The 23,508-nt window shown below is 44.7% G+C and carries 18 protein-coding genes; 12 read left to right on the forward strand and 6 right to left on the reverse strand.

The window, feature by feature from the left end:
- Nucleotides 1–313: 313 nt before the first annotated feature.
- Entirely contained in the window at nucleotides 314–1,318 is a 1,005-nt protein-coding gene (gene hemB, locus RT064_RS04715) for a porphobilinogen synthase (RefSeq protein WP_313013231.1), read from the reverse strand.
- A gap of 137 nt (nucleotides 1,319–1,455) precedes the next feature.
- Here hemB and RT064_RS04720 point away from each other — a divergent pair, with 137 nt between their 5' ends.
- A complete protein-coding gene (locus tag RT064_RS04720) occupies nucleotides 1,456–2,064 on the forward strand; it encodes a thioesterase family protein (protein ID WP_313062036.1) in 609 nt (202 codons plus the stop codon).
- 113 nt (nucleotides 2,065–2,177) lie between these two features.
- On the opposite strand, the gene RT064_RS04725 is transcribed toward RT064_RS04720, so the two are convergent.
- The 3 genes from RT064_RS04725 to RT064_RS04735 all read right to left on the reverse strand — a co-directional run bounded on the left by RT064_RS04725 (nucleotide 2,178) and on the right by RT064_RS04735 (nucleotide 8,516).
- On the reverse strand, nucleotides 2,178–3,770 hold the full coding sequence (locus tag RT064_RS04725) for an efflux transporter outer membrane subunit (RefSeq protein ID WP_313062037.1): 1,593 nt from the start codon (nucleotides 3,768–3,770) through the stop codon (nucleotides 2,178–2,180).
- 76 nt (nucleotides 3,771–3,846) lie between these two features.
- A complete protein-coding gene (locus RT064_RS04730) occupies nucleotides 3,847–7,119 on the reverse strand; it encodes an efflux RND transporter permease subunit (RefSeq protein WP_313062039.1) in 3,273 nt (1,090 codons plus the stop codon).
- Between the two features lie 14 nt (nucleotides 7,120–7,133).
- Nucleotides 7,134–8,516: an efflux RND transporter periplasmic adaptor subunit gene (locus RT064_RS04735; RefSeq protein ID WP_313062041.1), complete on the reverse strand. Its 1,383-nt coding sequence runs from the start codon at nucleotides 8,514–8,516 to the stop codon at nucleotides 7,134–7,136.
- 288 nt (nucleotides 8,517–8,804) lie between these two features.
- Between RT064_RS04735 and RT064_RS04740 the strand changes: the two genes are divergently transcribed.
- Nucleotides 8,805–9,383 (forward strand): TetR/AcrR family transcriptional regulator, encoded by a 579-nt coding sequence (locus tag RT064_RS04740; protein ID WP_313062043.1) that lies wholly within the window; start codon nucleotides 8,805–8,807, stop codon nucleotides 9,381–9,383.
- Here the strand turns inward: RT064_RS04740 and RT064_RS04745 are convergent.
- A complete protein-coding gene (locus RT064_RS04745) occupies nucleotides 9,380–10,465 on the reverse strand; it encodes an alpha/beta fold hydrolase (protein WP_313062045.1) in 1,086 nt (361 codons plus the stop codon). The genes RT064_RS04740 and RT064_RS04745 overlap by 4 nt on opposite strands.
- A gap of 187 nt (nucleotides 10,466–10,652) precedes the next feature.
- A complete protein-coding gene (locus RT064_RS04750; RefSeq protein ID WP_313062159.1) occupies nucleotides 10,653–11,573 on the reverse strand; it encodes a polyprenyl synthetase family protein in 921 nt (306 codons plus the stop codon).
- A 440-nt stretch (nucleotides 11,574–12,013) separates the two neighbouring features.
- Between RT064_RS04750 and rplU the strand changes: the two genes are divergently transcribed.
- From rplU to nuoH, 10 genes are all read left to right on the forward strand, one after another.
- Complete coding sequence (gene rplU / locus RT064_RS04755; protein WP_065252357.1) at nucleotides 12,014–12,325, forward strand: 50S ribosomal protein L21; 312 nt, start codon at nucleotides 12,014–12,016, stop codon at nucleotides 12,323–12,325.
- A 40-nt stretch (nucleotides 12,326–12,365) separates the two neighbouring features.
- Nucleotides 12,366–12,629: a 50S ribosomal protein L27 gene (gene rpmA / locus RT064_RS04760; RefSeq protein ID WP_036591251.1), complete on the forward strand. Its 264-nt coding sequence runs from the start codon at nucleotides 12,366–12,368 to the stop codon at nucleotides 12,627–12,629.
- 365 nt (nucleotides 12,630–12,994) lie between these two features.
- Nucleotides 12,995–13,684, forward strand: a complete 690-nt coding sequence (lolA, locus tag RT064_RS04765; protein WP_313062048.1) for an outer membrane lipoprotein periplasmic chaperone LolA — start codon at nucleotides 12,995–12,997, stop codon at nucleotides 13,682–13,684.
- Between the two features lie 528 nt (nucleotides 13,685–14,212).
- Entirely contained in the window at nucleotides 14,213–14,746 is a 534-nt protein-coding gene (gene ndhC / locus RT064_RS04770; protein ID WP_135889006.1) for an NADH-quinone oxidoreductase subunit A, read from the forward strand.
- 93 nt (nucleotides 14,747–14,839) lie between these two features.
- Complete coding sequence (locus RT064_RS04775; protein ID WP_036591255.1) at nucleotides 14,840–15,502, forward strand: NuoB/complex I 20 kDa subunit family protein; 663 nt, start codon at nucleotides 14,840–14,842, stop codon at nucleotides 15,500–15,502.
- Between the two features lie 144 nt (nucleotides 15,503–15,646).
- Nucleotides 15,647–17,449 carry an NADH-quinone oxidoreductase subunit C/D gene (nuoC, locus tag RT064_RS04780; protein ID WP_409519527.1) on the forward strand — a complete coding sequence of 601 codons (1,803 nt, stop codon included), beginning with the start codon at nucleotides 15,647–15,649 and terminating at the stop codon, nucleotides 17,447–17,449.
- Nucleotides 17,450–17,462: 13 nt separating this feature from the next.
- Nucleotides 17,463–17,972 carry an NADH-quinone oxidoreductase subunit NuoE gene (gene nuoE, locus RT064_RS04785; RefSeq protein ID WP_007115470.1) on the forward strand — a complete coding sequence of 170 codons (510 nt, stop codon included), beginning with the start codon at nucleotides 17,463–17,465 and terminating at the stop codon, nucleotides 17,970–17,972.
- Entirely contained in the window at nucleotides 17,969–19,441 is a 1,473-nt protein-coding gene (nuoF, locus tag RT064_RS04790) for an NADH-quinone oxidoreductase subunit NuoF (RefSeq protein ID WP_313062050.1), read from the forward strand. The genes nuoE and nuoF overlap by 4 nt, the downstream gene beginning before the upstream one ends.
- Nucleotides 19,442–19,450: 9 nt before the next feature.
- Nucleotides 19,451–22,453 carry an NADH-quinone oxidoreductase subunit NuoG gene (gene nuoG / locus RT064_RS04795; protein WP_313062055.1) on the forward strand — a complete coding sequence of 1,001 codons (3,003 nt, stop codon included), beginning with the start codon at nucleotides 19,451–19,453 and terminating at the stop codon, nucleotides 22,451–22,453.
- Nucleotides 22,453–23,508 (forward strand): NADH-quinone oxidoreductase subunit NuoH, encoded by a 1,056-nt coding sequence (gene nuoH / locus RT064_RS04800; protein ID WP_007115473.1) that lies wholly within the window; start codon nucleotides 22,453–22,455, stop codon nucleotides 23,506–23,508. The genes nuoG and nuoH overlap by 1 nt, the downstream gene beginning before the upstream one ends.

Raw genomic sequence — 23,508 nt, forward strand, 5'->3', positions numbered from 1 at the left:
CCAAAAAAGGCTTGTCCAAACTTAGTAAGCTTAGCCAATAGGGGTAAATAAGAGTGTGTATTTTTGCTTTAGCTTTTTTACTTTAACTTATTGTGCATGAAATTGAGGGATAAACTAAGTTTCTATTTAGTAAATAAATGGATAAAAAAATAATAAAAGTTAGCAGATTTGTTATTCTTTATGACATTAAGTAACTTTTTATCACGCTCGTTAGCGTGCTCGATGCTTTTAAGCTAATAAATGTAACATCACAAAAAGGCGACACTGATTGATAAACCAGTGTCGCCTTTAGTTTTAATCAAATTTTAAGATATTATTGATTGAGCTGCTTGGCAGCCGTCATTGCAAAATAAGTTAAGATACCGTCGGCACCTGCACGGCGAAACCCTAATAGTGATTCCAAAATAACGTCCTCGCTTAACCAGCCGTTTTGTATCGCCGCCATGTGCATGGCATATTCACCTGATACTTGATAGGCATAAGTCGGCACGCCAAACGTGTCTTTGACTTCGCGTACCAAATCAAGGTAGGGCTGACCTGGTTTTACCATTACCATGTCGGCGCCTTCTTGGATGTCAAGGGCGACTTCATGCAGGGCTTCGGCGCGATTACCAAAATCCATTTGGTATTGTTTTTTGTGTCCGCCTTTAAGGTTGCCTGCGCTGCCGACGGCATCACGAAACGGTCCATAATACGCAGACGCGTATTTGGCAGAATACGCCATAATCGCCGTATTAATAAAATTTTCTCCATCCAATGCTTGACGAAGCGCGGCAATACGACCATCCATCATATCGCTTGGCGAGATGATGTCTGCGCCTGCACGGGCGTGGCTCAGGGCTTGTTTGGCGAGGATGTCAACGGTGATGTCATTGAGCACGTAGCCATTGTCATCGACAATACCGTCTTGACCATGACTGGTATAAGGGTCGAGCGCCACATCAGTCATCACTACCATCTCAGGTAAGGCATCTTTAATTGCTTTGATAGCAGTACAGGCAAGACCGTTCTCATCATAGGCGTGTTCAGCCTGTAGCGATTTAAGGCTTGGGCTAATGACAGGGAATAAATCAATGGTGGTAACGCCTAGACTGAGTAGTTGCTTAGCATACTCGATTAGCAAGTCCACGCTCAAACGCTCAACCCCTGGCATGCTTGCCACAGCTTGGCGCTGCTGTTTACCCTCAATGACAAACACGGGCGCAATCAGATGTTTGGGTTCAATGCTGGTTTCTTGCACCATGGCGCGGATATTATCGTTGTAACGTAGGCGACGTAAGCGAGTATTGGGGAATGAACGATTAAAAATATAACTCATAAAAACCTCTTGTTATCGAGTGAAGCTTATTATCAAGTAACGCAGAAATTGTATAAGGCTAAATAAGCAAAATTTGCTAGAATGATAATTTTTTAAAAAGCTATCTTACCACAATCTACTTACGCATGGAGGGCGCCGTGAGTTTAAACCCTGTAAATGCCAATCAATTAGCCGCTCAGTCATCGACTGATAGCACTAACATGACTGACATGACGTCTAAAGAAAATGATGAGCATTCTGATTTGGCAAACGAGTCGCAACTGCAGCTCAATGAAGACAGTGAGCATCACGCTATCAGCAAACCTAGTATTGATGTGCTAGGGCAGCAGCTCGCCAACATCATGTCCCAAAGCCCATTTGTGGCGCATACCTTTACTACCTATCATTATGAAAATGGCAAAGTATATGGTAAGGTCAAGTCCAATCCCGCCCTCATCGGCAATCCAAATTTTGAGATTTTGCATGGCGGTATGACGGCGACGCTATTAGATACCATAGGCGGGCTTGAAGGCATGCTGGAAATCTATCGTCGTGACCAAGGCACATTTGAAGAGCAGACCAAAAAAATCAAACGTATGGCAACCGTCGATTTGCGCGTTGATTATCTAGCCCCTGGTCGCGGTCATGAATTCATTGTCACAGCCGAAGTGATTCGTATGGGACGAAAAGGCTGCACCACGCGGATGATGTTGGTCAATGATGAAGGAAAACTCATCGCGCATGGCATCGCCAGTTATGCGTTTTAAAACAGCCATTTATAGTAAAAAACCCATAAAAAACCCACAGTGATGTGGGTTTTTTACTATAACAGCTTATGGCTAATCTAATGCACTAGTTCTAATGAGCTAGGTCTAATGTATTAGGGTTGGACGGTGGTTGTGGTAGTCGTTGTTGAGGTCGTTTTAGTAGTCACTTGGGCAGGCTGATTTGCTGCATCAGTAATTTTTTGCTGGGCACTATTGGCAACCTGTGACAACTTGGTGCTGTAATTCGTATGTTTTTCTGTGGGTGTTTCGAGCGGTACATCGCGACTCACCCCACCACCTAAAACTTGGTATAGCTGAATTTGACTGAGCAATTGCGACTGCTTGGTATTTAGAATACTTTGTTGGCTGCTATAAATCGAACGCTGTGCATCTAATACGCCCAAATAATTGTCCAGACCTGCTTTGAAGCGGGCTTGAACAATTTGATAGTATTTTTGGTTGGCAGCAAGCGACTGGTTGTACGCGGTCAACTGCTGATTTAACGTTGCGCGATTGGCAAATACGTCATTGACTTCTTTAAAAGCGGTTTGAATCGCTTTTTCATAAGTATTTAGCGCTTGTTGTTGCTCGATTTCACTCACTTGGTAATTGGCTTTACGTAGACCTGCATCAAAAATTGGCAAGCTCACACTCGGTCCGAAACCCCAACTAAATGCGCCTGTTTTAAACAAATCGCCTAAGCTTGAACTGGCAGCACCCACATTGCCCGATAGGCTAATGGTTGGATAAAACGCGGCGCGCGCGGCGTTAATATTTGCCCCTGCGGCTTTTAAGTTATATTCCGCTTGACGCAAATCAGGACGATACAATAACAAATCACTGGGTAAGCCTGTGCCAAAAATACGATTATTGGTGATGCTACTAATGCCCGCTGCGGGTAACAGGCTATTATCCACAGGGGCGCCTACTAGGTAGCGCAGGGCATTTTGGTTGGTCAACAAATTGGTTTGTGCTTGGGCGATAGACACTTTGGCGGCTTCAACTGCAGCTTGGGCTTGTACGGTACTTAGCTGCGAATCAAGACCTGCTTTAAAACGCAGCTGGTTAATGCGAAGTGAATCTTGGCGCGTGGCTAAGGTTTGTTTGGCAAGTTGCAGTTGTGCCAGATTATAGCTGTATGCCACATAGCTTTGCGCAATGTTACTAATCAAGCTAATTTGCGCGGCATCTTTGGCAGCAGTGGTGGCAAGATAATTTTGTAAAGCGGCATCTTTGAGGCTCGCAATACGTCCCCAAAAGTCAAACTCGTAACTTGACATTGCCAGACCGACATTGTAAGTACTACTAGGATTCGCATCTCTTGAATTTGTTGCACCGTAAGAATATGAGCCAGAACTATTGATAGTAGGCACATCGGCGATATCTTGGATTTGGTATTGTGCGCGGGCTTTTTGAATCGCCAAAATCGTGGCACTGATGTCTTTGTTGTTGTCTAACCCCAATTGAATCAGTTGTTTTAGCTTGGCATCACTATAAAAATCCTGCCAACGCTGAGACGCGATACTCGGCTGATTGGTGCCGCTAACAGTCTGACTGTCATAGGTTTCATAAGGCTGATTAATTGCGATATGCGGCTGCGCCACGACAGGCTCAGTTTTGGCTTTTGGAATGGTTTGACAAGCGCTGAGCGATAGTAGGGTGGCTACCATAGCGGTCAGGGGTACGAGGCGAAAGGTAGAATTCATATAACTTACCTGTATAAACATAATGTCTTTGTTATTGTAAAAGATTAAATGGGTAAAATGTTTACCCATTTATGTCTTATTGATGGTTTGATTGTGAACTGTCCTCAGGCTTATAGATACTCACCTGTGTGGGCTGTGTGACAGCGACAGGTTCAGCAGCATTAGGCGAGTAAGGTGATACGGGTTGTAAATCACCAACGTTGCCGTCATTGCCATCATTGGGGTGGTGCGGTTTGTTACCTTTAATCAGTGAGCGTATCCACACATAGAACATTGGGATAAAGAACACCCCTAGGATAGTCGCACTGACCACGCCGCCTAATACACTTGTACCAATCGCATTTTGGCTACCTGAGCCTGCGCCCGTTGCCAAGAATAAGGGCACCACACCAATACCAAACGCCAATGATGTCATAATAATCGGGCGTAATCGTTGGCGAGCAGCGACAGTAACCGAGTCATATAGACTATGTCCCAAATCTTGTCGTTCTTTGGCAAATTCAATAATCAAAATCGCATTTTTGGCTGATAAACCCACAACGGTCAGTAGACCCACTTGCAAATAAATATCGTTTGAAAGCCCGCGTAAACCGGTAAACAGCGCAGCACCCAATACCCCAAGTGGCACAACAAGTAGTACTGCAAAGGGAATTGACCAGCTTTCATACAGTGCAGCTAAACATAAGAAAACCACTAAAATCGAAATGGCGTACAGCATGGGTGCTTGGGCGCCAGATTTTTTCTCTTCCAATGATAAACCTGTCCATTCATAACTGATGCCTTTTGGCAGTTTGGCAATCATTTGTTCCATCGCAGTCATCGCTTGACCGGTACTCAGTCCTGGCGCTGCGTTGCCTTGTAAGTTCATTGATGACAAGCTGTTATAACGCGTTAGCGTAGGTGAACCATACTGCCATTCACCGGTAGCAAATGAGCTAAACGGAATCATCTGATTGTCACTGTTACGTACATACCACTTGTTGATGTCCTCGGGGGTGGTACGGCTCTCAGCTTCACCTTGCATATACACTTTTTTGATACGACCACGATCCATAAAGTCATTGACGTAGCTACTACCCCAAGCGGTACTAAGAACACTGTTAATCAGGCTCGGCGCGACACCCATCGCAGCAGCAGCATCATAGTTGACGTTGACTTTGTATTGGGGTGAATCTTCTTGTCCATTTGGACGCACGCCACTGACTTGTTTATTTTGCGCCGCCATGCCCAGTAGCATGTTACGGGCTTGCAATAAGCCTTCGTGACCTAAGTTGCCTGAGTCTTGTAGCTGCAGATCAAAACCCGTTGCCGTACCCAAACCTTGAATAGCAGGCGGTGAAATGGCATATACTTGGGCTTCATTGACTTGGGTCATAAAATAACCCATGGCGCGTTTGGCAATCGATTGTGCGGTATTTTCTTTACCAGGGCGCTCATCCCAATCTTTTAAGCGCACAAATGCCAATCCCATATTTTGCCCTTGACCGGCAAAACTAAAGCCATTGACCGTAAATACAGACTGCACAAGGTCTTTTTCTTGGGTTTTATAATAGGCGTTGACCTTTTCGATAACCGCTTGCGTTTGATTTTGGGTACTACCGGCAGGCAGTTGCACCAATGTCAACAGCACACCTTGGTCTTCTTCGGGAATAAATGAACTTGGAATACGGGTAAATAAGAACACCAATGCCGCAATCACCAAGGCATAAGGAATCATATATAGCCAGCGCATTTTGATACTGCGACCCACAAAGCTTTCATAGCCTTTACTAAGACGCATAAACATACGGTTAAATGCGCCAAAGAAACCGGTCTGATGCCCGCTGTGTTTGTCATGGGCTTTAGTGCGTTTGAGGATAGTCACACATAGGGCAGGGGTGAAAATCAAGGCAACTAGGGCAGATAGTACCATGCTGCTGATAAGCGTCACTGAGAACTGTCGATAAATCACCCCAGTTGAGCCGCCAAAGAATGCCATCGGTAAAAAGACAGCCGACAAAATCAAGGCAATACCAATCACCACTTTACTGATTTCGCGCATCGATTCACGGGTGGCTTCTAGTGGCGTCATGTCTGGATTTTCTTCCAGCAAACGCTCAACGTTTTCGACCACGACAATCGCGTCATCGACTAACAGACCGATGGATAACACCATGGCAAACAGCGTCAACACATTGATGGTATAGCCAAATGCGTACAAAATACCAAACGTACCCAGTATTACCACAGGTACTGCCAACGTAGGAATAATCGTTGCGCGCCAGCTTTGTAAAAACAAGAACATCACTAAGAATACCAGTGCAATCGCTTCAGCAAGTGTTCTGACTACTTCCTCAATCGACAAACGTACAAATGGCGTGGTGTCATAAGCAACTGAGGCTTTTAAGCCCGCAGGAAAATTAGGTTCAAGCTCTTTGAGTTTGGCTTCTACCGCGTTACGTGTGCTTAAAGCATTGGCGCCAGATGACAGTGAGATACCGATACCTGCCGCATCCTTGCCATTGTAGTGGGCAATGGGGCTGTAGCTTTCACTACCAATTTCCACTTTGGCGACATCGCCCAAGCGAATTTGCGCGCCATTTGTGTTACTTTTAAGCAAAATATTGCGAAATTGCTCTGGGGTTTGTAAGTAACTTTGCACAGTCACTGTGGCATTAATGGTTTGACGGGCTTCGTCAGTGGGTGTTTGTCCTAGCTGACCGGCTGATACTTGTGCGTTTTGCGCTTGAACTGCGCTGGTGATATCCGAGGGTATTAAACCATAGGTACGAAGTTTTTCAGGGTCTAACCAAATACGCATAGCATACGCAGAGCCAAACACATTGACGTTACCCACACCATCGACACGGCTGAGCTGGTCAACCACGTTGGAGTTGAGATAATCGGCAATATCGGCACGATCCATACTGCCATCTTCAGATGTCATCGCCAGTACCATCAAAAAGCCACTCGTGGACTTATTGACGTTGACCCCCATGCGCTGCACCATCTCTGGTAGCGAACTCATGGCAGATTGCAGTTTGTTTTGGACTTGGACTTGTGCCGTATCAGGATCTGTCCCATTCTCAAAGGTCAAGGTAATTTGTGCAGCGCCACTGGATGATGAACTTGAGGACATATACATCAATCCATCAAGCCCTTTCATTTTTTGTTCAATCACCTGCGTGACGGAGTCTTCAATGGTTTGGGCAGCGGCACCTGGATAAGTTGCTGAGATACTAATGGTAGGTGGGGCAATACGTGGATACTGCTCAATCGGTAATTTAAAAATTGCTAAGATACCCATCAGCATGATGAGCATGGCAATCACCCAAGCAAAGATGGGTCTATCAATAAAAAAGCGTGACATGATATCTCCCGTGCTTATGGTTGCGCAGTTTTGGCGGTAGTTGAGCTATTTGTTACGGTCGTTTTGGTCGTCGTCGTGGTAGAAGCATTGGTCGGTACCGCGGTTGAGGCTGGTGTAGACGCCACATAAGGCATGGCTTTGACTTGCTGATCTGGTTTGACTTTGGCGCCACCAACCATCACCACTTGCTCACCTTGTTTTAGACCGCTAGTGACAATCCATTGACCTTGGTGGGTACCTTGAACCGTAACTGGGCGTACTTGGATTTTATTATTGGCGTCAACCACATATACGGTTGATTCACCTTTGGCTGTACGATTAATGGCACTTTGTGGCAATAATACGGCATTATTGATAATACCTTGAATCAACTGGGCATTCACCATCATCCCGGGCAACAGCACAAAGTTATCATTGCTAAATACAGCACGCAGATTAACCGTGCCTGTGGTACTATCCACTTTAGCTTCTTCGAAGCGAAGTTGCCCCACCATCGGGTAGGTTGAGCCATCAGCGAGCTTTAACTGAACCTGTGCGGTACGCGGTGTGCTAAGTTTACCAGCCGCAAATTGCTGACGAAGCGCCAATAACTCGGCGGCTGACTGACTGATATCGACATAAATTGGATTAAGTTGCGAGACGGTTACCATCTGCGTCGTGCCCGCGGTGGCAAGCGCACCGACATTGACATTTGAGCGACTGGTGATACCACTAATAGGCGCTTTAACCACAGTACGGCTCATGGTGAGCTGATTGCTATTCACTGATTGCTGTGCGCCGCGAGCCGCTGCTTGGGCGGCATCAATATTGGCTTGTGCCACCCCGACTTGCGCCTGCGCATTTTTAACCGCTGCTTGAGCGGTACGCACGGCGGTTGCCCCTTGGTCATATTCTTGACTTGAGATAGCCTCAGTACCACGTAGCTGTTTTAGACGGTTTAAATTGGTTTGAGCCAGCGCAAGTTCGGCTTGGCGGGTTTCTAGCACCGCTAAGGCATTATTATAGTTGGCTTTTGCGGTATTGACACTGGCAAGGCTTTGGTCAAGGCTTGCGCGACTACCGGCAAGTACACTGGTGTAGCTATCGGTATTGATTTGATATAACGGCTGATTTTGTTTGACAAAAGTGCCTTCGCGAAACAACTGGCGGTCAATAATACCTGACACTTGCGGCGTAACGGTGGCTTGTTGATAGGCGACCACTTTACCTGATAACTCTTTGGTAAGTGGAATCGTCTGGAATGTTACAGGCTGTACATTGACTATTGTGGGTGGCATTTGCGCCTGTGCTCCTGCACCGCCGCCACTTTGTTGCTGGGCTGCTGTGTCTGACTTATTACACCCGATTAATAAGCTACAACTCGCTAATGACACCATGAACAACACTGGGTATCTCATACCAACCTCATAAAAAATAGGGAATCTTTGAAAAAATATTATAAAATAAATGCGACATTGTTGTCGCAATATTTACGATAAGACACAAAACTTTAGGATAACTAAATGATGGCTACATTACTACCTAGTAATCGGCAGCGGTTATTTTAAAAAAAAATATCCAATTGGGAAACCGACAATATTAAACAAATTAAGTGTTTAAGCAACAATTATTGCCTATTTGTATACATAAAAATTTTAAAATTACAAAGCCATTGATAGATTTTTTTAATAAGGAAACATTTCCCCATGACTTTAAGTCGTAACAAGTCACCTGATTTACGTGTTGTCAAAACCCATAAAGCCATCCGTGAAGCCTTTATTATATTGTTGTCCGAGCAGGATTACAACGATATTGCTATCCAAGCAATTTTGGAGCGCGCCAAAGTCAATCGTGCTACTTTTTATAAATATTATAGTGGTAAGGGTGATTTGGCAGGGCAGATGATTGATGATTTCAAGCAGGAAGTCAGCCAGCTATTTCAGGACAGGCTCAATGCCGATAGTCAAATGCTACAAATGATTATGGAAAATCATTCACAAAAGCTGTTTGAACGCCGCCAACAGATGCTTGCCCTGTGGAAAATCCGTACCCAAGACCACAATCTTTATCATGATATGTTTTTGATGGGTAAACAAAACTTTATTGAACTGGCTAAAAAACAAAAGGCGACCGACTATTTAACGGCGGAGGCGATTGATTACCAAGCCACCATGATGGCCACTATTTTTATGGCAAGTTTGAAATACTATTTTGAAAAAGATTTGCCATTACCGAAGAAATTGCCAGTGGATTGGCAACAAATGCTGGACATCATAAAAAGCTAGCCCAGTTGGCTGTCATAACGAAAATGATTAATAAAATAACTTGCTAATACCTCGACCAGTGCCACGGGCATATCGTGACCAAGCGCATCAATGAGTATCAATTGACTATGCGCAATATGCTTGGCAAGCGAATAGGCATGACTAAATGGAATGAGTTTGTCTTGTTTGCCATGAATGATGAGGGTGGGCTGGTGGATTTGTTTGTCAATATCGACCAGTGACCCCGTCGCCAAAATCGCCAGTAACTGCCGCTGCGTACCTTTTGGGTAAAAACGTCGTTTAAATAGTTTTTTAGCTTTGCTTAACGCCGCTTGTTCATCAAAGTAATCGGGGCTAGCGATGGTCTTGATGGTCTGCACAAACTGCTGGGTCAATGCGTCAGCATCTTGGCTTTTGGGTAGTGGCTGGGTAAAAGCCTTGATGGCTTCAATAGCGGGTGGGCGCGAAAAGGGTCGATTGTTACTGGTGGATAATAGTCCCAATTTTTCTACTTGGTGGGGATAACGCACCGCCATGATTTGCGCAATCATACCGCCCATCGATTGACCAATCACAAAGTATTTTTTGATGCCCAACATTTTGAGCAGTTGATAGGCATCTTCTGCCATGTCGTACAAATCATACGGTGTTTGCAGGTTTTTAAGCGGTAAACCCAGTCCGAATCTGCCCAGCAATTTGGCTTTATAAATAGGCGAATCATGAGCGGGGGTTAGTTTTTTGTGCTTAAGTTTGCTGGATTTGCCAATGTCGCGATTGTCAAATCGTACGATCCGAAATCCAGCAGTGATTAACGTATAGCAGAATTCATTGGGCCATACCAAGCTTTGCGCGCCTAGACCCATGATCAGTACAATGGTAGGGTGAGTAGGGTCGCCACCGACTTCAACATAGAATTTATATTTTGGGGTGCGTACCTTGGCGGCTTGCATAAAATCCGCGTGTTTGGAAGGTCGAAATTTAATGTCGATGGTGGCAGGTGATTCAATGGTGTCTAATGCCGATTGTTCTTGAGTGTTTTTGGCTTTTTCTTCGATAATTTGTTGTTTGATATCGGGTAATGAAGAGGGGATAGTATTAGACATACAGCATCCATAATTAAAAAGCTAACCGTCAAAAAGCCATCAATCACAAAACTATTAATCACGAAGGTATCAGTCAAAAAGGTATTAATCAAAAAACTAGCAAAGTTTTATGACGACTTAATGACTTAGGGTTTACCGTGCATCGAATTGGACATCAAACTGATCACCCCCCCGCCTTTATTAATAATTAATAAAGCCGTTGACTGGCAAGCGTCATCAAGTCGAGTAAACCTTGGCGGTATTGTGAATCAGGCAAGGTCAGCACGGCTTGTCTAGCAATTTCGCTTTCTTGCATCGCTTTGTCACGGCAATACGCCAGAGCACCACTGTTTTTGACTATCTCAATAATTTCGTGGGTATCTTTTACTTCACCTGTCTGAATGGCAATCCGTAATTTTTCATGCGTATCCCCCGTGGTCATTTCAAGCGCTTTAATCAGCGGCAAGGTGGGCTTGCCTTCAGCGATATCATCACCCACGTTTTTGCCGAGAACCTCACTGTCACCGACAAAATCGAGCACGTCATCAATGATTTGAAAGGCATTACCAAAGTGCTGACCAAATTTGGCGAAGGCGTCATTGTATTCAGGGCGATTTTCCAAAATAGCCACGCCTTGACTTGCCATCATAAATAGCCGAGAGGTTTTACCGTCAATGATTTTCATATAATCGGCTTCGGTAGCTTTGGGGTCATGCTGATGTTGGAGCTGCAATACTTCCCCTTCAGCGATATCACAGGTGCCATCTGAGAATAACTGCAATAACGGCAACGAGCCAAAACCTACCAAAAGATTAAATGAACGGGCAATCAGATAGTCACCGACCAATACAGCCGTTGCATTATCCCACGTTGCATTTGCGGTCGGTTTACCGCGGCGCATGCCTGACGCATCAATCACATCGTCATGTACTAACGTTGCGGTATGCAGCATTTCAGTGATTGCGCCCAAATGCATGGCAGCTTGTGAGGGCTCATCGTTACAAATACGTGAGCAAAGTAGCGAAATAAGCGGGCGCATACGCTTGCCGCCTGCATTGATGACATGCTGACTCACCGACATGACCAGTTTGACTTTTGAGCTTAGACTGCCATACACCTGCTTATCCATAATCTCGAAATCGTCAGCGATAATAGATTGAATCTGCTGATAGGTGACAGGCGTGCTGTTACTGTCTTTGGTAACAGTATTGATAGCAGTGGATGTAGGATTTGATTGTTGATTGTCTAGCATAGGTTGGCTCAAAGCTTGGAGTGAAAATTCGTGAAATTTGGGTTGTGGTGAAAGTCGGAAAAATCATACCATACTGCCGTTTTTTGTGTAAGTTATAGCTGTGTATTTTTATTGGCGACTTGTATTACTCAGTGGCCATTGCGTTGAGAAACGCGCAATAATTTATCAGGCAAAATCGAGCCCGCATCCGTGAAGTTTTACTTGATTTTAAAAACTAAAAACGTTAAAATCGCGACCTTATATTTCCCTGTGTATCCGTCGTAGAAGTGTTATCGCCCTTGGTAGCCACGGTGTACGGGTTTATTGGAGCAACCAAGATGTATGCAGTAATCAAAAGTGGTGGTAAACAACATCGCGTCGTTCAAGATGAATTTTTAAAAGTTGAATTGCTAAAAGCTGAAAAAGGCGATACCATCAAAATTGAAGACGTTTTAATGGTCGTTGATGGCAGCGATATCAAAATTGGTCAACCTGTGGTTGCCGGTGCAGTGGTCGAAGCTGAAGTAGTAGAACATGGTCGTGGCGAAAAAGTACGTATTGTAAAACACAGACGTCGTAAACACTATCATAAAGAACAAGGTCACCGTCAATGGTATACTTTGTTAAAAATCAAAGCAATCACTGCTTAATTGACTATTTCAAACACATTAATCTCTAGGAGACATCGACATGGCACATAAAAAAGCCGCAGGTTCTACCCGTAACGGTCGTGATTCAAACCCAAAAATGCTTGGCGTAAAAATCTTTGGTGGTCAACAAGTTGTTGCTGGTAACATCATTGTACGTCAACGTGGTACAGAATTTCACGCAGGTGAAGGTGTAGGTATGGGTCGTGACCATACATTATTTGCTTTAACTGACGGCGTCGTAAAATTTGCTGTTAAAGGTAAATTCAATCGTCGCTACGTATTTGTTGAAGGCGCAGCTGAATAATCATTCAGCTTGTTGTTAAACAAATTAACCCAATAAGTTGCACTTATTGGGTTTTTTATTGCCTGTATCCCAGTGTCTTAACGGGTTTTGGATGCTTTCAATGGCTTGGCATTGCTTGGTCAGTACCAAGCCAGTACATAGCCAAAACTTTCTTATCGCTCAGCTATTGTTACATTTGTTACAACTTCAACAACAATCATTGCATGGGGCGTCTGGTAGGGTAAGAAAAATTTAGCGACAATATCTGTCAGCGAATTTAGCTTAACTTGTTAATTTTTAATTTATTGATTAGCCTGTTGGGCTGATATTATTTTTGAATACTTTTTCTAAACTTTTAACAATTTTTATTGAATGAGGAACCTACCATGACAACATCTACCAATAAAATTATCAGTAAATTAGCCACCGGTACATTATCAGCATTATTGATTACCAGTATGCCGATGACAGTCGCCATGCAACCAGCTAATGCCGCTGTCGCCAACTCAGCAAGCGCGGCAACAAACTTAAATAATCTACTTAAAAATGTCAAAAGCATGACGGCTAATTTTAGTCAAACTACCTCTGGCGCAGGTGGTAAGGGATTGAGTAAGGTATCAAGAAATTTCTCAGGTACTATGGCCGTGCAACGCCCAAACCAATTTCGTTGGCAGATTGATGGTACGGCATCGCAACTGATTGTTGCCAATGGCAATACGCTTTGGATATATGATAAAGATTTAAATCAAGCGACCAAGCAAAATGTGAGCAATCAAGTAGGGGATACCCCAGCACTGATTTTGTCAGGCGACCCCAGCAAAATCGCTAATAGTTTTAATGTGACCCAGCCGATTGCTTCAAAAAATTATTACGTGCTCTATCCAAAAAATGGCAATGCCAATTTTAAAAGCTTAGGTATCGCTTTTAACAGCGGTAATCCTGTCATGATGGTATTAAATGATAATTTGGGACAAACCACCACTATTCGATTCTCCAATGTGAAACGCAATACGTCAATTGCCAGTAATCAATTTAGCTTCACGCCACCTAAAGGCGTGGATGTGATTAACCAATAAGTATTTATCTATTTCATTCAATGAATTATTTAAATGATTTTTGGCTGATAAACCCTGCTTATGGCAGGGTTTTTTTGCTAAAGTGTTGCTATTTAATTAACGGTTAATTAACGGAAGATTGAAGCCTGCTACTAGCATTTTTTACATAAAATGAGTAAACTATCCGTGTTTTAGCCAGTTAACAGCAATATATAGTTACTTTTGTTAAAATACGCATTTTTATAAAGTGATGTAATGCTACTTTATATTAGGTTTTCATCGTGGTTTTAGCAATATATTTGACTAGCCTGTTTAGTAACTAGCCAATCACTCACCGATTACAATAATGGTCAATGGATGTGCAGCGGGGCAGCTTGTTAGCTGGTACGAGGTAATCTTAAGGAAAATAGTTCTTAAGACGTTATCTGCCATCGTCTTTGTGATATTACGCTTGAGCCAGACGGGCTTGGTGGAAGTATCAAAAATATCGTCCCAACTTGAATTGCATAACCTACGTAACGGTTAGTCGTATTGCCCAGGAGTATCCTCATGATTCCAGTCATTGATTGGTCTGCAATTGTATTTATTTTGGCAGCCATAGGACTTTGTATTTTCATGCTTGTTGTACCAAGATTGTTAGGTGGTACTTCTAAAGGCTTTCAAAAGCAAGAAAATTTCGAGTCGGGTGTGGTCAGTGCTGGTTCTGCCAGAATTCGTTTATCTGCAAAATTCTATATCGTCGCTATCTTCTTTGTTATCTTTGACTTAGAAGCATTATATCTATATACCTATGCGGTATCGGTCAAAGAAGCAGGTTGGCTGGGATTTTGGACCGTTGTGCTGTTTGTGGTAGAGCTATTAATCGGTCTATATTATCTGCTCAAACTAGGGGCGCTTAACTGGTCACCTGCAGACAAAAAGCCAAAACCAAAACGTTTGGCTGCGGCGCCTGCGGGCTTTAATCTGGCGGATATTACCCGCTTTAATGGTATTGAAGAGTTAGAAGTAGACCCTACTGGTAAAATCCCTGCACAGTTGTCTGGCGCAATGAACCAAAACCCAAACAATAACGCGGTAAAATAATAACCCGACTTTGCAATCTATGTTGCAAGGTCTTTTGCATTTGTAGTGACATAGAGCGAAATCCTGCTTTAAAAATCAAGGTGATCGAGCATTATGAAATATACATTAACCAAAGCCAATCCAGATGCCGACAGATTTCCAGACCAAACCCGTCAAATTATTGACGAAGAGGAAGTCAATAAAAACGTCGTCATGACGCGATTAGAAGATTTGACCCATAGCCTTGCAAACTGGGGCCGTAAGCATTCATTATGGCCATTTAACTTTGGGACCTCGTGCTGTTATGTGGAGTACGCAACGACATTAACAGGCGTGCATGACTTGTCGCGCTTTGGCGCTGAGGTTATTCGCGCGTCACCACGCCAAGCTGACGTGATGATTGTGGCAGGTACTTGCTTTATGAAGATGGCGCCTGTTATTCAGCGTCTCTACGAGCAAATGCTTGAGCCTAAATGGGTCATCTCAATGGGTGCCTGTGCCAACTCAGGCGGCATGTACGATGTGTATTCAGTGGTGCAAGGCGTTGATAAAATCATTCCCGTCGATGTGTACATCCCTGGTTGCCCACCACGTCCAGAAGCCCTGATTCAAGCCATCATGCTGCTGCAAGAATCGATTACCAAAGAACGTCGTCCACTCGGTATTCATGTCAATGACCAAGGTATCTACCAACCTGTCATGCAGCCAGAACGTGACCGTAAACAAGCCGAGCGCATCGCGGTCAAAAATCTACGCAGCCCAGATAACATTGAGTAATGCTAGAGATTGATTAATGCTAAAGATTGATGATTGCTAGAGTCAATCTCTGGATAGATTTAGGATGAATTCTCGCTAAGTAAAAGCTTATCGAATTTCGTTCAAAACAAAAAAGGTATTCCACTACCTTCTTAATAATTGTGAATGAGGAAAGTGCCACTCATGGTAACGGTAACTGATAATCAAGCACAAACTGATGTCCCAGCAGTGATTGCAGAATTAAATCGCAAGTTTGAGGGGCAGTTTGTTGTACAAAAAACCTTTGACGCTTTTCCCACTATTTGGGTCAGCCGTGAACAGGTCATCGAAGTACTCCTGTACCTTCGCACCTTGCCACAGCCTTACGTGATGTTACTGGATATTTCAGCGATTGATGAGCGCTTACGCCAGCATCGTAAAGACAGGGATGGCAATGCCTTACCTGACAGTGATTTCACTGTGTTCTATCACTTAATGTCGCTAGAGCGCAATACGGACATCCGTATCAAAGTGGCGCTCAAAGAAGCTGATTTGCACATCCCAACGGTAACCCGCATTTGGCCCAATGCCAACTGGTATGAGCGCGAAGCGTGGGATATGTTTGGCATTACCTTTGATGGTCACCCCCATTTAACCCGTATTTTATTGCCAAAATACTGGGAAGGTCATCCACTGCGTAAAGAATACGCCTCTCGTGCGACTGAAGTACCGCCTTATTATCTCGATAAAGGCAAGCAGATGTTTGAGCAGGAGAACCTACGATTTGTCCCAGAAGAGTGGGGCATGAAACGTAGTGGCCGTGACGAAGACTTTATGTTCCTAAACTTGGGTCCTAACCACCCTTCGGCGCACGGTGCCTTTCGCGTTGTCCTTCAGCTAGACGGTGAGGAAGTCATCGACTGTATCCCAGACATTGGTTATCACCATCGCGGCGCTGAAAAAATCGCTGAACGCCAAACTTGGCATTCATTTATTCCTTACACTGACCGTATCGATTATCTGGGCGGGGTGATGAATGAATTACCCTACATAATGTCAGTGGAAAAACTGGCAGGCATTACGGTGCCGGATCGCGCGAATACCATTCGTATCATGATGAGTGAGTTCTTCCGTATCACCAATAATTTGCTGTACTGGGGTACCTTCATTCAGGATGCGGGCGGTATGACGCCAGTATTTTATATGTTCGCCGACCGTCAAAAAGCGTATGATGTAATTGAAGCGGTAACCGGTTATCGTATGCACCCAGCGTGGTTTCGTATCGGCGGTACCGCGATGGACCTGCCAAACGGCTGGCACAAACTGGTTCGTGAATTCTTAGATTGGATGCCAAAACGTATCGATGAATACGTCAAAGCCACTATGAAAAACAAGGTGCTACAACTGCGTACCCAAAACGTTGCCCAATACGATGCTAAATCTGCACTGGCTTGGGGCGTATCAGGTCATGGACTCCGTGCCACCGGTATCCCTTACGATGTACGTAAAGCGCGTCCTTATCTTGGCTATGAAAATTTTGATTTTGAAGTGCCAATTGAGTTTAATGGCGATGCGTATGACCGCTGTTTGGTCAAAATTGAAGAAATTCGTCAGTCACTACGTATCATTGAGCAATGTCTTAACAACATGCCAATGGGGGCATACAAAGCCGATCACCCACTGGCTGTCCCACCACCCAAAGACCGCACCTTGAATGACATTGAGACTTTGATTAACCACTTTATTTCAGTATCGTGGGGTCCTGTCATGCCAGAAGGCGAGTCCTCCTTTATGGTGGAAGCAGTGAAAGGCATTACCAACTATTATATTACGTCTGATCGTTCAACCATGAGTTACCGTACCCGTATTCGTACACCGACCTTTGCGCACTTACAGCAAATGCCGTCAGTCATTAATGGTAGCTTAGTATCTGACTTAATTATTTATCTAGCGTCAATTGACGTTGTTATGGCAGACGTTGACCGTTAGGAGAAAACCACCGATGAAGATTGTAACTGATAAAACCCCAAAGGTGGATGTCGCAAGCATTCTAACCGAAGCAGAAATTCACGACATTCATGAATTTATGCATCACTACCCACAAAGCCGCGCGGCATCACTTGATGCGCTAAAAATTGTCCAACGCCGTAACGGCTGGGTGGATGATGCACAAGTCAACGCGATTGCTAATATCTTAAAAATCCCAGTCACCGATGTGGAAGGGGTTGCAACATTTTATAACCGTATCTACCGCTCACCGGTTGGTCGTCATGTGATTTTGGTCTGTGACTCGATTGGTTGTTATCTGGTAGGTGCAGAGAATTTAGGTCAAGCTTTTGAGCGCACCTTAGGCATTAGTTTTGGTCAAACCACCCCAGACAATCGTTTTACTTTATTACCCATTTGTTGTTTAGGTAACTGTGATAAAGGTCCGGCGGTTTTGATTGATGAAGATACCTACGGTCCTGTCCAAATTGAAGAGATTGCTGAATTGCTGGAGCAATACGCATGAATATAACCCGTCAAATTAATAATCGAAAAATTGGCAAATCACCCAGTCAATTGGGCGAGCAAAGCATTCCTATTTATGGTGACAAAGCGACAGCGACCAGTGAGACCAAGCCCCTGACTTGGCGTTTGGCGCATTATGACTCAGTGCTAGATTTGGCAACCTATGAAAGCCTAAAAGGGTTTGAAGGTCTAAAAAATGCCTTGGCTAAATCTGCCAAAGAAGTGGGCAACATGATTAAAGATGCCAACGTGCGTGGACGTGGTGGTGCAGGCTTTAATGCAGGTCTTAAATGGACCTTTATGACGCCACCCGATGGCGGACCCCGTTACTTGATTTGTAACGCAGATGAGATGGAACCAGGCACGTTTAAAGACCGTTTACTCATGGAGCGCCTACCATTTCAGCTGATTGAAGGGATGATTATCTCAGGCTATGCCATTGGCGCAACCGCGGGGTATATTTTTATCCGTGGTGAGTACATTGAAGCCGCCAAACGCCTAAATAATGCATTGGATGAGTGCCGTGCCAAAGGGTATTTAGGCGATAATATCTTAGGTTCAGGCTATAGCTTTGATTTACATGTGCATACCGGTGCAGGCCGTTATATCTGTGGTGAAGAAACTGCGCTCATTAACTCACTTGAAGGTCGCCGTGCCAATCCACGTACTAAGCCACCCTTCCCACAAGTATCAGGGGCATGGGGTCGTCCCACTGTGGTCAATAACGTAGAGTCTTTAAACAACATGCCGGGCATCATGCTGCATGGCGTAGAATGGTATAAAGGCTTGGCGCAAGGCAAATCAGAAAACCCCGGCACCAAAATCATGGGTTGTTCAGGTCTAGTTAATGACCCAGGGCTATGGGAACTGCCATTTGGTACCACCGCTCGCGAAATTATTTTTGATTATGCCAAAGGCATGAAAGACGGTCGTAAACTAAAAGCTTGGTTACCAGGCGGTGCATCAACTGACTTCTTAACCGCCAGTGATGAGCATTTAGACCTGCCAATGGACTTTGAACCCATCATGAAAGCGGGTAGCCGTTTAGGTACCTGCTTGATTATGGTGGTAGATGAAACGCAAGATATGGTGTCACTGTCGCTCAATTTGCAAAAATTCTTTGCCCGTGAATCCTGCGGTTGGTGTACGCCTTGCCGTGATGGGTTGCCATGGGGGGTCAAAACCTTGCATGCCATCGATACAGGCAATGGTCAACCTGTCGATATTGACGTGCTGCGCCAATTGACCAAAGATTTGTGGTTAGGTAAAACCTTCTGCGCCCACGCACCGGGTGCGGTTGAGCCATTACAAAGTGCGTTAAAATACTTTTTACCAGAATTTGAAGCTAAAATTGGTAACAATGTGGTGCCTGAAGAACAATTGTCCCCAACGGGCGTGCCTTCATTTGCAAACAGCGAAAAAGTTGAAGTGTATCAACCGGTTAAGGCCACCAATGGACAATCAGTGTAAGGAATTAACATGGCAATTATTCATATAGACGGTCAAGACGTCGAAGTTGATGGTGCCGATAACTTGCTACAAGCTTGTTTATCGCTTGGCATCGATATCCCTTATTTTTGTTATCACCCTGCATTGGGCTCGGTGGGTTCTTGCCGTCAATGTGCCGTCAAGCAATATAATAACAAAGAAGATTATGAAGCCGGTCGTGGTCGTTTGGTCATGTCCTGTATGGTCAACCCGACCCCAGACATGTGGATCTCAGTGACTGATGCAGAAGTGAAAAACTTCCGTAAAAGTTTGGTTGAGTTCTTAATGACCAACCACCCCCATGACTGTCCAACCTGTGAAGAGGGCGGTCATTGTCACTTGCAAGATATGACCTACATGTCAGGTCACAATCATCGTAAATACCGCTTTACCAAACGTACCCACCAAAACCAAGACTTGGGTCCATTTATCAATCATGAGATGAACCGCTGTATCGCGTGTTATCGCTGCGTGCGTTATTACAAAGACTACGCAGGTGGTGAAGATTTGGGCGTTTACGCATCAGCAAGCCGTGTGTATTTTGGTCGTGATAAAGACGGTCAGTTTGAAAGTGAGTTCTCAGGTAACCTTACCGAAGTTTGTCCAACCGGGGTATTCACCGACAAAACTCACTCAGAGCGCTACAATCGTAAATGGGACATGCAATATGCCCCAAGCATTTGTCATGGCTGTTCGGCAGGTTGTAATATCTCAGCAGGTGAGCGCTATGGTGAATTGCGCCGTATCGAAAACCGTTTTAATGGGGAAGTCAACGCTTACTTCCTCTGTGACCGTGGTCGTTTCGGCTATGGCTATGTCAACCGCCAAGACCGCCCAATTCAAGCGATTGAAACACTAGGCGGTAAACAAACCAATCTGAGCATTGACCATACTATCGATACCATCAAAAACCGGTTACAAGGCAAAAAAGCCATCGGTATTGGTTCACCCGTTGCCAGCCTTGAATCAAACTATGCGCTCAAACGCTTAGTCGGTGCCGAAAATTTTAGCATTGGTATTACCAATCAAGAAAAAACTGTGGTACAAAAATGTATCGATGTGTTGACCACAGAAAATATCCATAATCCAAGCATGCGTGAGATTGAGGATTATGATGCGGTATTGATTTTGGGTGAAGATATTACCCAAACCAGTCCACGTATTGCACTGGCTGTACGCCAAGCGGCAAAAAATCGCGCCAAACAAATGGCAGATGCGCTAAAAACGCCAGATTTCTTGGCAGAGCCTGTGGCTCGTATCGGTCAAAAAGACTATAGCCCAATCTTTATTGTGGATGTCAAAGATACGCGCCTTGATGATATTGCCGAAGTAAGCTGCGTCGCTACCCCAAGCGATATCGCTGAATTAGGCTTTAGCATTGCTGAGCACATGAAAACGTTGGCTACCTCACAATTACCAAAAGATTTGGTCATCGATGAAGACGATAATGCTGATATGCAAGCATTTGCTAAACGTATCGCGCAGACGCTGCTTAAAGCAACCAAACCACTTATCATCTCAGGCTCATCACTGTATCACACCGCTATCATAGAAGCGGCGGCACAAATTGCCAATATCGCTGAGCAAAAACGCGGTGAAGTGGTCATCTATGAAAAAGGCGTGGTTGACACCCACAATATCCAAGTGGATGCAGAGATTGCCAAAATCGATGCAGAGCAAGCCAAGCTCAAACAAGAGATGGATGAAGCGGCATTTGCTGAACAAGCCAAGCAAGTTAAACGCCCAAGCCGTATGAACCCGACCAAAGGCTATCAAGAAAAAGCAGGTTTGTACTTGTCAGTACCTGCTGCCAATAGCATAGGCGTCAACTTACTTGGTGGTAAAGCGATTGATGAATTAGATGATGATGCCGATGTGGTGATTGTCATGGAAAATGACATCAGCCGCCGCCTAACCGCTGAGCAAATGAACCAATTGCTAATCAACAAATCACTGATTGTACTTGATCATGAAGCTTACCAATGGCATAACCAGGCTGATGTGATGGTACCTGTAGCAACCTTTGCAGAAGCGGACGGCACACTAATCTCAGCAGAAGGTCGTGCACAGCGTTTCTTCCAAGTTTATGATCCTGTTTACTATCGCCCGCAAAGCATGGTGAAAGAAAGCTGGCGTTGGTTGCATGCGGTAGAGTCTGAGCTCAATGGCCGTGCGATTGACTGGACGCAGCTTGATGATGTGATTACTGCAGTCGCAGACACCAATCCACAATTAGCCGCAATCAGACAAGCAGCACCATCAGCCGATTACCGTATTACCGGTCTAAAGGTCGCGCGTGAGCCACGCCGTTATTCCGGTCGTACAGCGATGCGTGCACCGATTTCTGTGCATGAGCCAGAGCAGCCGAAAGATATCGATACGGGCCTGACCTTCTCCCAAGAAGGTTATGTGGGCACCCAAACGGATTCATCAATGATTCCATTTGCTTGGTCAGCAGGTTGGAACTCACCGCAAGCTTGGAATAAATACCAAGATAAAGTGGGTGGTCATCTCAAACATGGCGATCCAGGGGTGCGTATTTTTGATGCGTTAACCGCATTGCCAAAACGTGAGTATATTGCGCCTGCGGCAGCTAGCCAACAAGGTTCCACCCAGCTAGTGCCTGTGTATAATATTTTTGCTAGTGATGAACTCACTGCCCGTAGTGAAGTGGTTGCCTCACAATTGCTGCCAGCTGCTTTTAGTGTATCAACGGATGATGCGGATAAATGGCAGCTGCAATCAGGTGATATGTTAACGGTCACAGTGAAGGGTGTAGCGACCACATTGCCTGTGCAGCTTGTCGATTATTTAGCCGAAAGCTGTGTGGGCTATCCTGTGGGTCAGGCGGGTGAATTAGAAGCCTTGCTAGCGCAACCCTATACGGACATCAGTATCGTAAAATCAGCAACTACCAACACTGTCACCCAAGCGGTACCACCAGCTAATAATGGTGGCGTGACAGCTCAAGTAACTCCAGGGGAGGGGGTATAATGGATTATTCTGTTAGACAGATGCCCGATTTACCTGCATGGCTGGCTGGGGTAATGTCCCCTGAAGCTTGGTCAATTGTATTTTTGGCAGTGCAATCAATTGTTATTTTCTTGGCGGTGGTGATTTTTGCCGCGTTGATGATTCCTTATGAACGTCGCATGTTGGCACTGTGGCAAGACCGTTATGGTCCAAACCGTGTGGGTTGGCAAGGTTCGCTACAAGTTGCCGCGGATATGCTCAAAATCTTCTTTAAAGAAGACTGGACACCCAAATTTGCCGATAAATTTATCTTTGTCTTGGCGCCTGCGATTTCATTGTTTACCGCTTTAGCCGCTTATATCATTGTGCCAGTTACGCCATCACTCGGTGGTGCAGACTGGAGCATCGGTATTTTGTTCTTTTTTGCGATGGCAGGGTTGGCGGTTTATGCCGTGATGTTTGGTGGCTGGGCATCAGCCAATAAATACGCCTTGCTCGGTGGTCTACGCTCTGCTGCCCAAACCATTAGTTATGAAGTCTTTCTAGGATTATCGCTAATGGGTGTGGTGGCATTGGCAGGGTCATTTAACTTACGCGATATCGTATACTCACAAGCCGGTGGTTTTTGGCACTGGAATGTGTTTGGTCAAATTTTAGGGTTTTTAACCTTTATGGTCGCAGGTGTGGCAGTCACCCACCGTTTCCCATTTGACCAGCCAGAAGCAGAGCAAGAATTGGCAGAAGGTTACCATGTTGAATACTCAGGTATGAAATTTGGTATGTTCTTTGTCGGTGAGTATGTGAATATCGTGTTGGTATCATCGCTGATTACTATTTTATTCTTTGGTGGTTGGTTGCCATTATTTGATGGATTGAGTTTTATCCCGCCGATTATTTGGTTCATGTTAAAAACGCTATTTTTCATGACCATGTTTGTATTGGCGCGTGGGGCGTTGATGCGTCCACGTTATGACCAAGTAATGAACTTTGGCTGGAAAATTTGTCTACCCATTACCTTGATTAATTTACTCGCGACGGCGGCCTATGTATTGTGGCGCACTCATGGTGTAGGGTAA

Source organism: Moraxella sp. CTOTU49097 (assembly GCF_032064105.1).
Classification (GTDB): domain Bacteria; phylum Pseudomonadota; class Gammaproteobacteria; order Pseudomonadales; family Moraxellaceae; genus Faucicola; species Faucicola osloensis_B.

Coding starts and splice junctions, on each gene's coding strand:
- RT064_RS04730 (WP_313062039.1), bottom strand. CDS start 7,119: ATGTCACGCTTTTTTATTGATAGACCCATCTTTGCTTGGGTGATTGCC.
- hemB (WP_313013231.1), bottom strand. CDS start 1,318: ATGAGTTATATTTTTAATCGTTCATTCCCCAATACTCGCTTACGTCGC.
- ndhC (WP_135889006.1), top strand. CDS start 14,213: ATGATTCCAGTCATTGATTGGTCTGCAATTGTATTTATTTTGGCAGCC.
- nuoG (WP_313062055.1), top strand. CDS start 19,451: ATGGCAATTATTCATATAGACGGTCAAGACGTCGAAGTTGATGGTGCC.
- RT064_RS04775 (WP_036591255.1), top strand. CDS start 14,840: ATGAAATATACATTAACCAAAGCCAATCCAGATGCCGACAGATTTCCA.
- nuoH (WP_007115473.1), top strand. CDS start 22,453: ATGGATTATTCTGTTAGACAGATGCCCGATTTACCTGCATGGCTGGCT.
- rpmA (WP_036591251.1), top strand. CDS start 12,366: ATGGCACATAAAAAAGCCGCAGGTTCTACCCGTAACGGTCGTGATTCA.
- nuoE (WP_007115470.1), top strand. CDS start 17,463: ATGAAGATTGTAACTGATAAAACCCCAAAGGTGGATGTCGCAAGCATT.
- nuoF (WP_313062050.1), top strand. CDS start 17,969: ATGAATATAACCCGTCAAATTAATAATCGAAAAATTGGCAAATCACCC.
- RT064_RS04735 (WP_313062041.1), bottom strand. CDS start 8,516: ATGAGATACCCAGTGTTGTTCATGGTGTCATTAGCGAGTTGTAGCTTA.
- nuoC (WP_409519527.1), top strand. CDS start 15,647: ATGAGGAAAGTGCCACTCATGGTAACGGTAACTGATAATCAAGCACAA.
- rplU (WP_065252357.1), top strand. CDS start 12,014: ATGTATGCAGTAATCAAAAGTGGTGGTAAACAACATCGCGTCGTTCAA.
- lolA (WP_313062048.1), top strand. CDS start 12,995: ATGACAACATCTACCAATAAAATTATCAGTAAATTAGCCACCGGTACA.
- RT064_RS04740 (WP_313062043.1), top strand. CDS start 8,805: ATGACTTTAAGTCGTAACAAGTCACCTGATTTACGTGTTGTCAAAACC.
- RT064_RS04745 (WP_313062045.1), bottom strand. CDS start 10,465: ATGTCTAATACTATCCCCTCTTCATTACCCGATATCAAACAACAAATT.
- RT064_RS04725 (WP_313062037.1), bottom strand. CDS start 3,770: ATGAATTCTACCTTTCGCCTCGTACCCCTGACCGCTATGGTAGCCACC.
- RT064_RS04750 (WP_313062159.1), bottom strand. CDS start 11,573: ATGGATAAGCAGGTGTATGGCAGTCTAAGCTCAAAAGTCAAACTGGTC.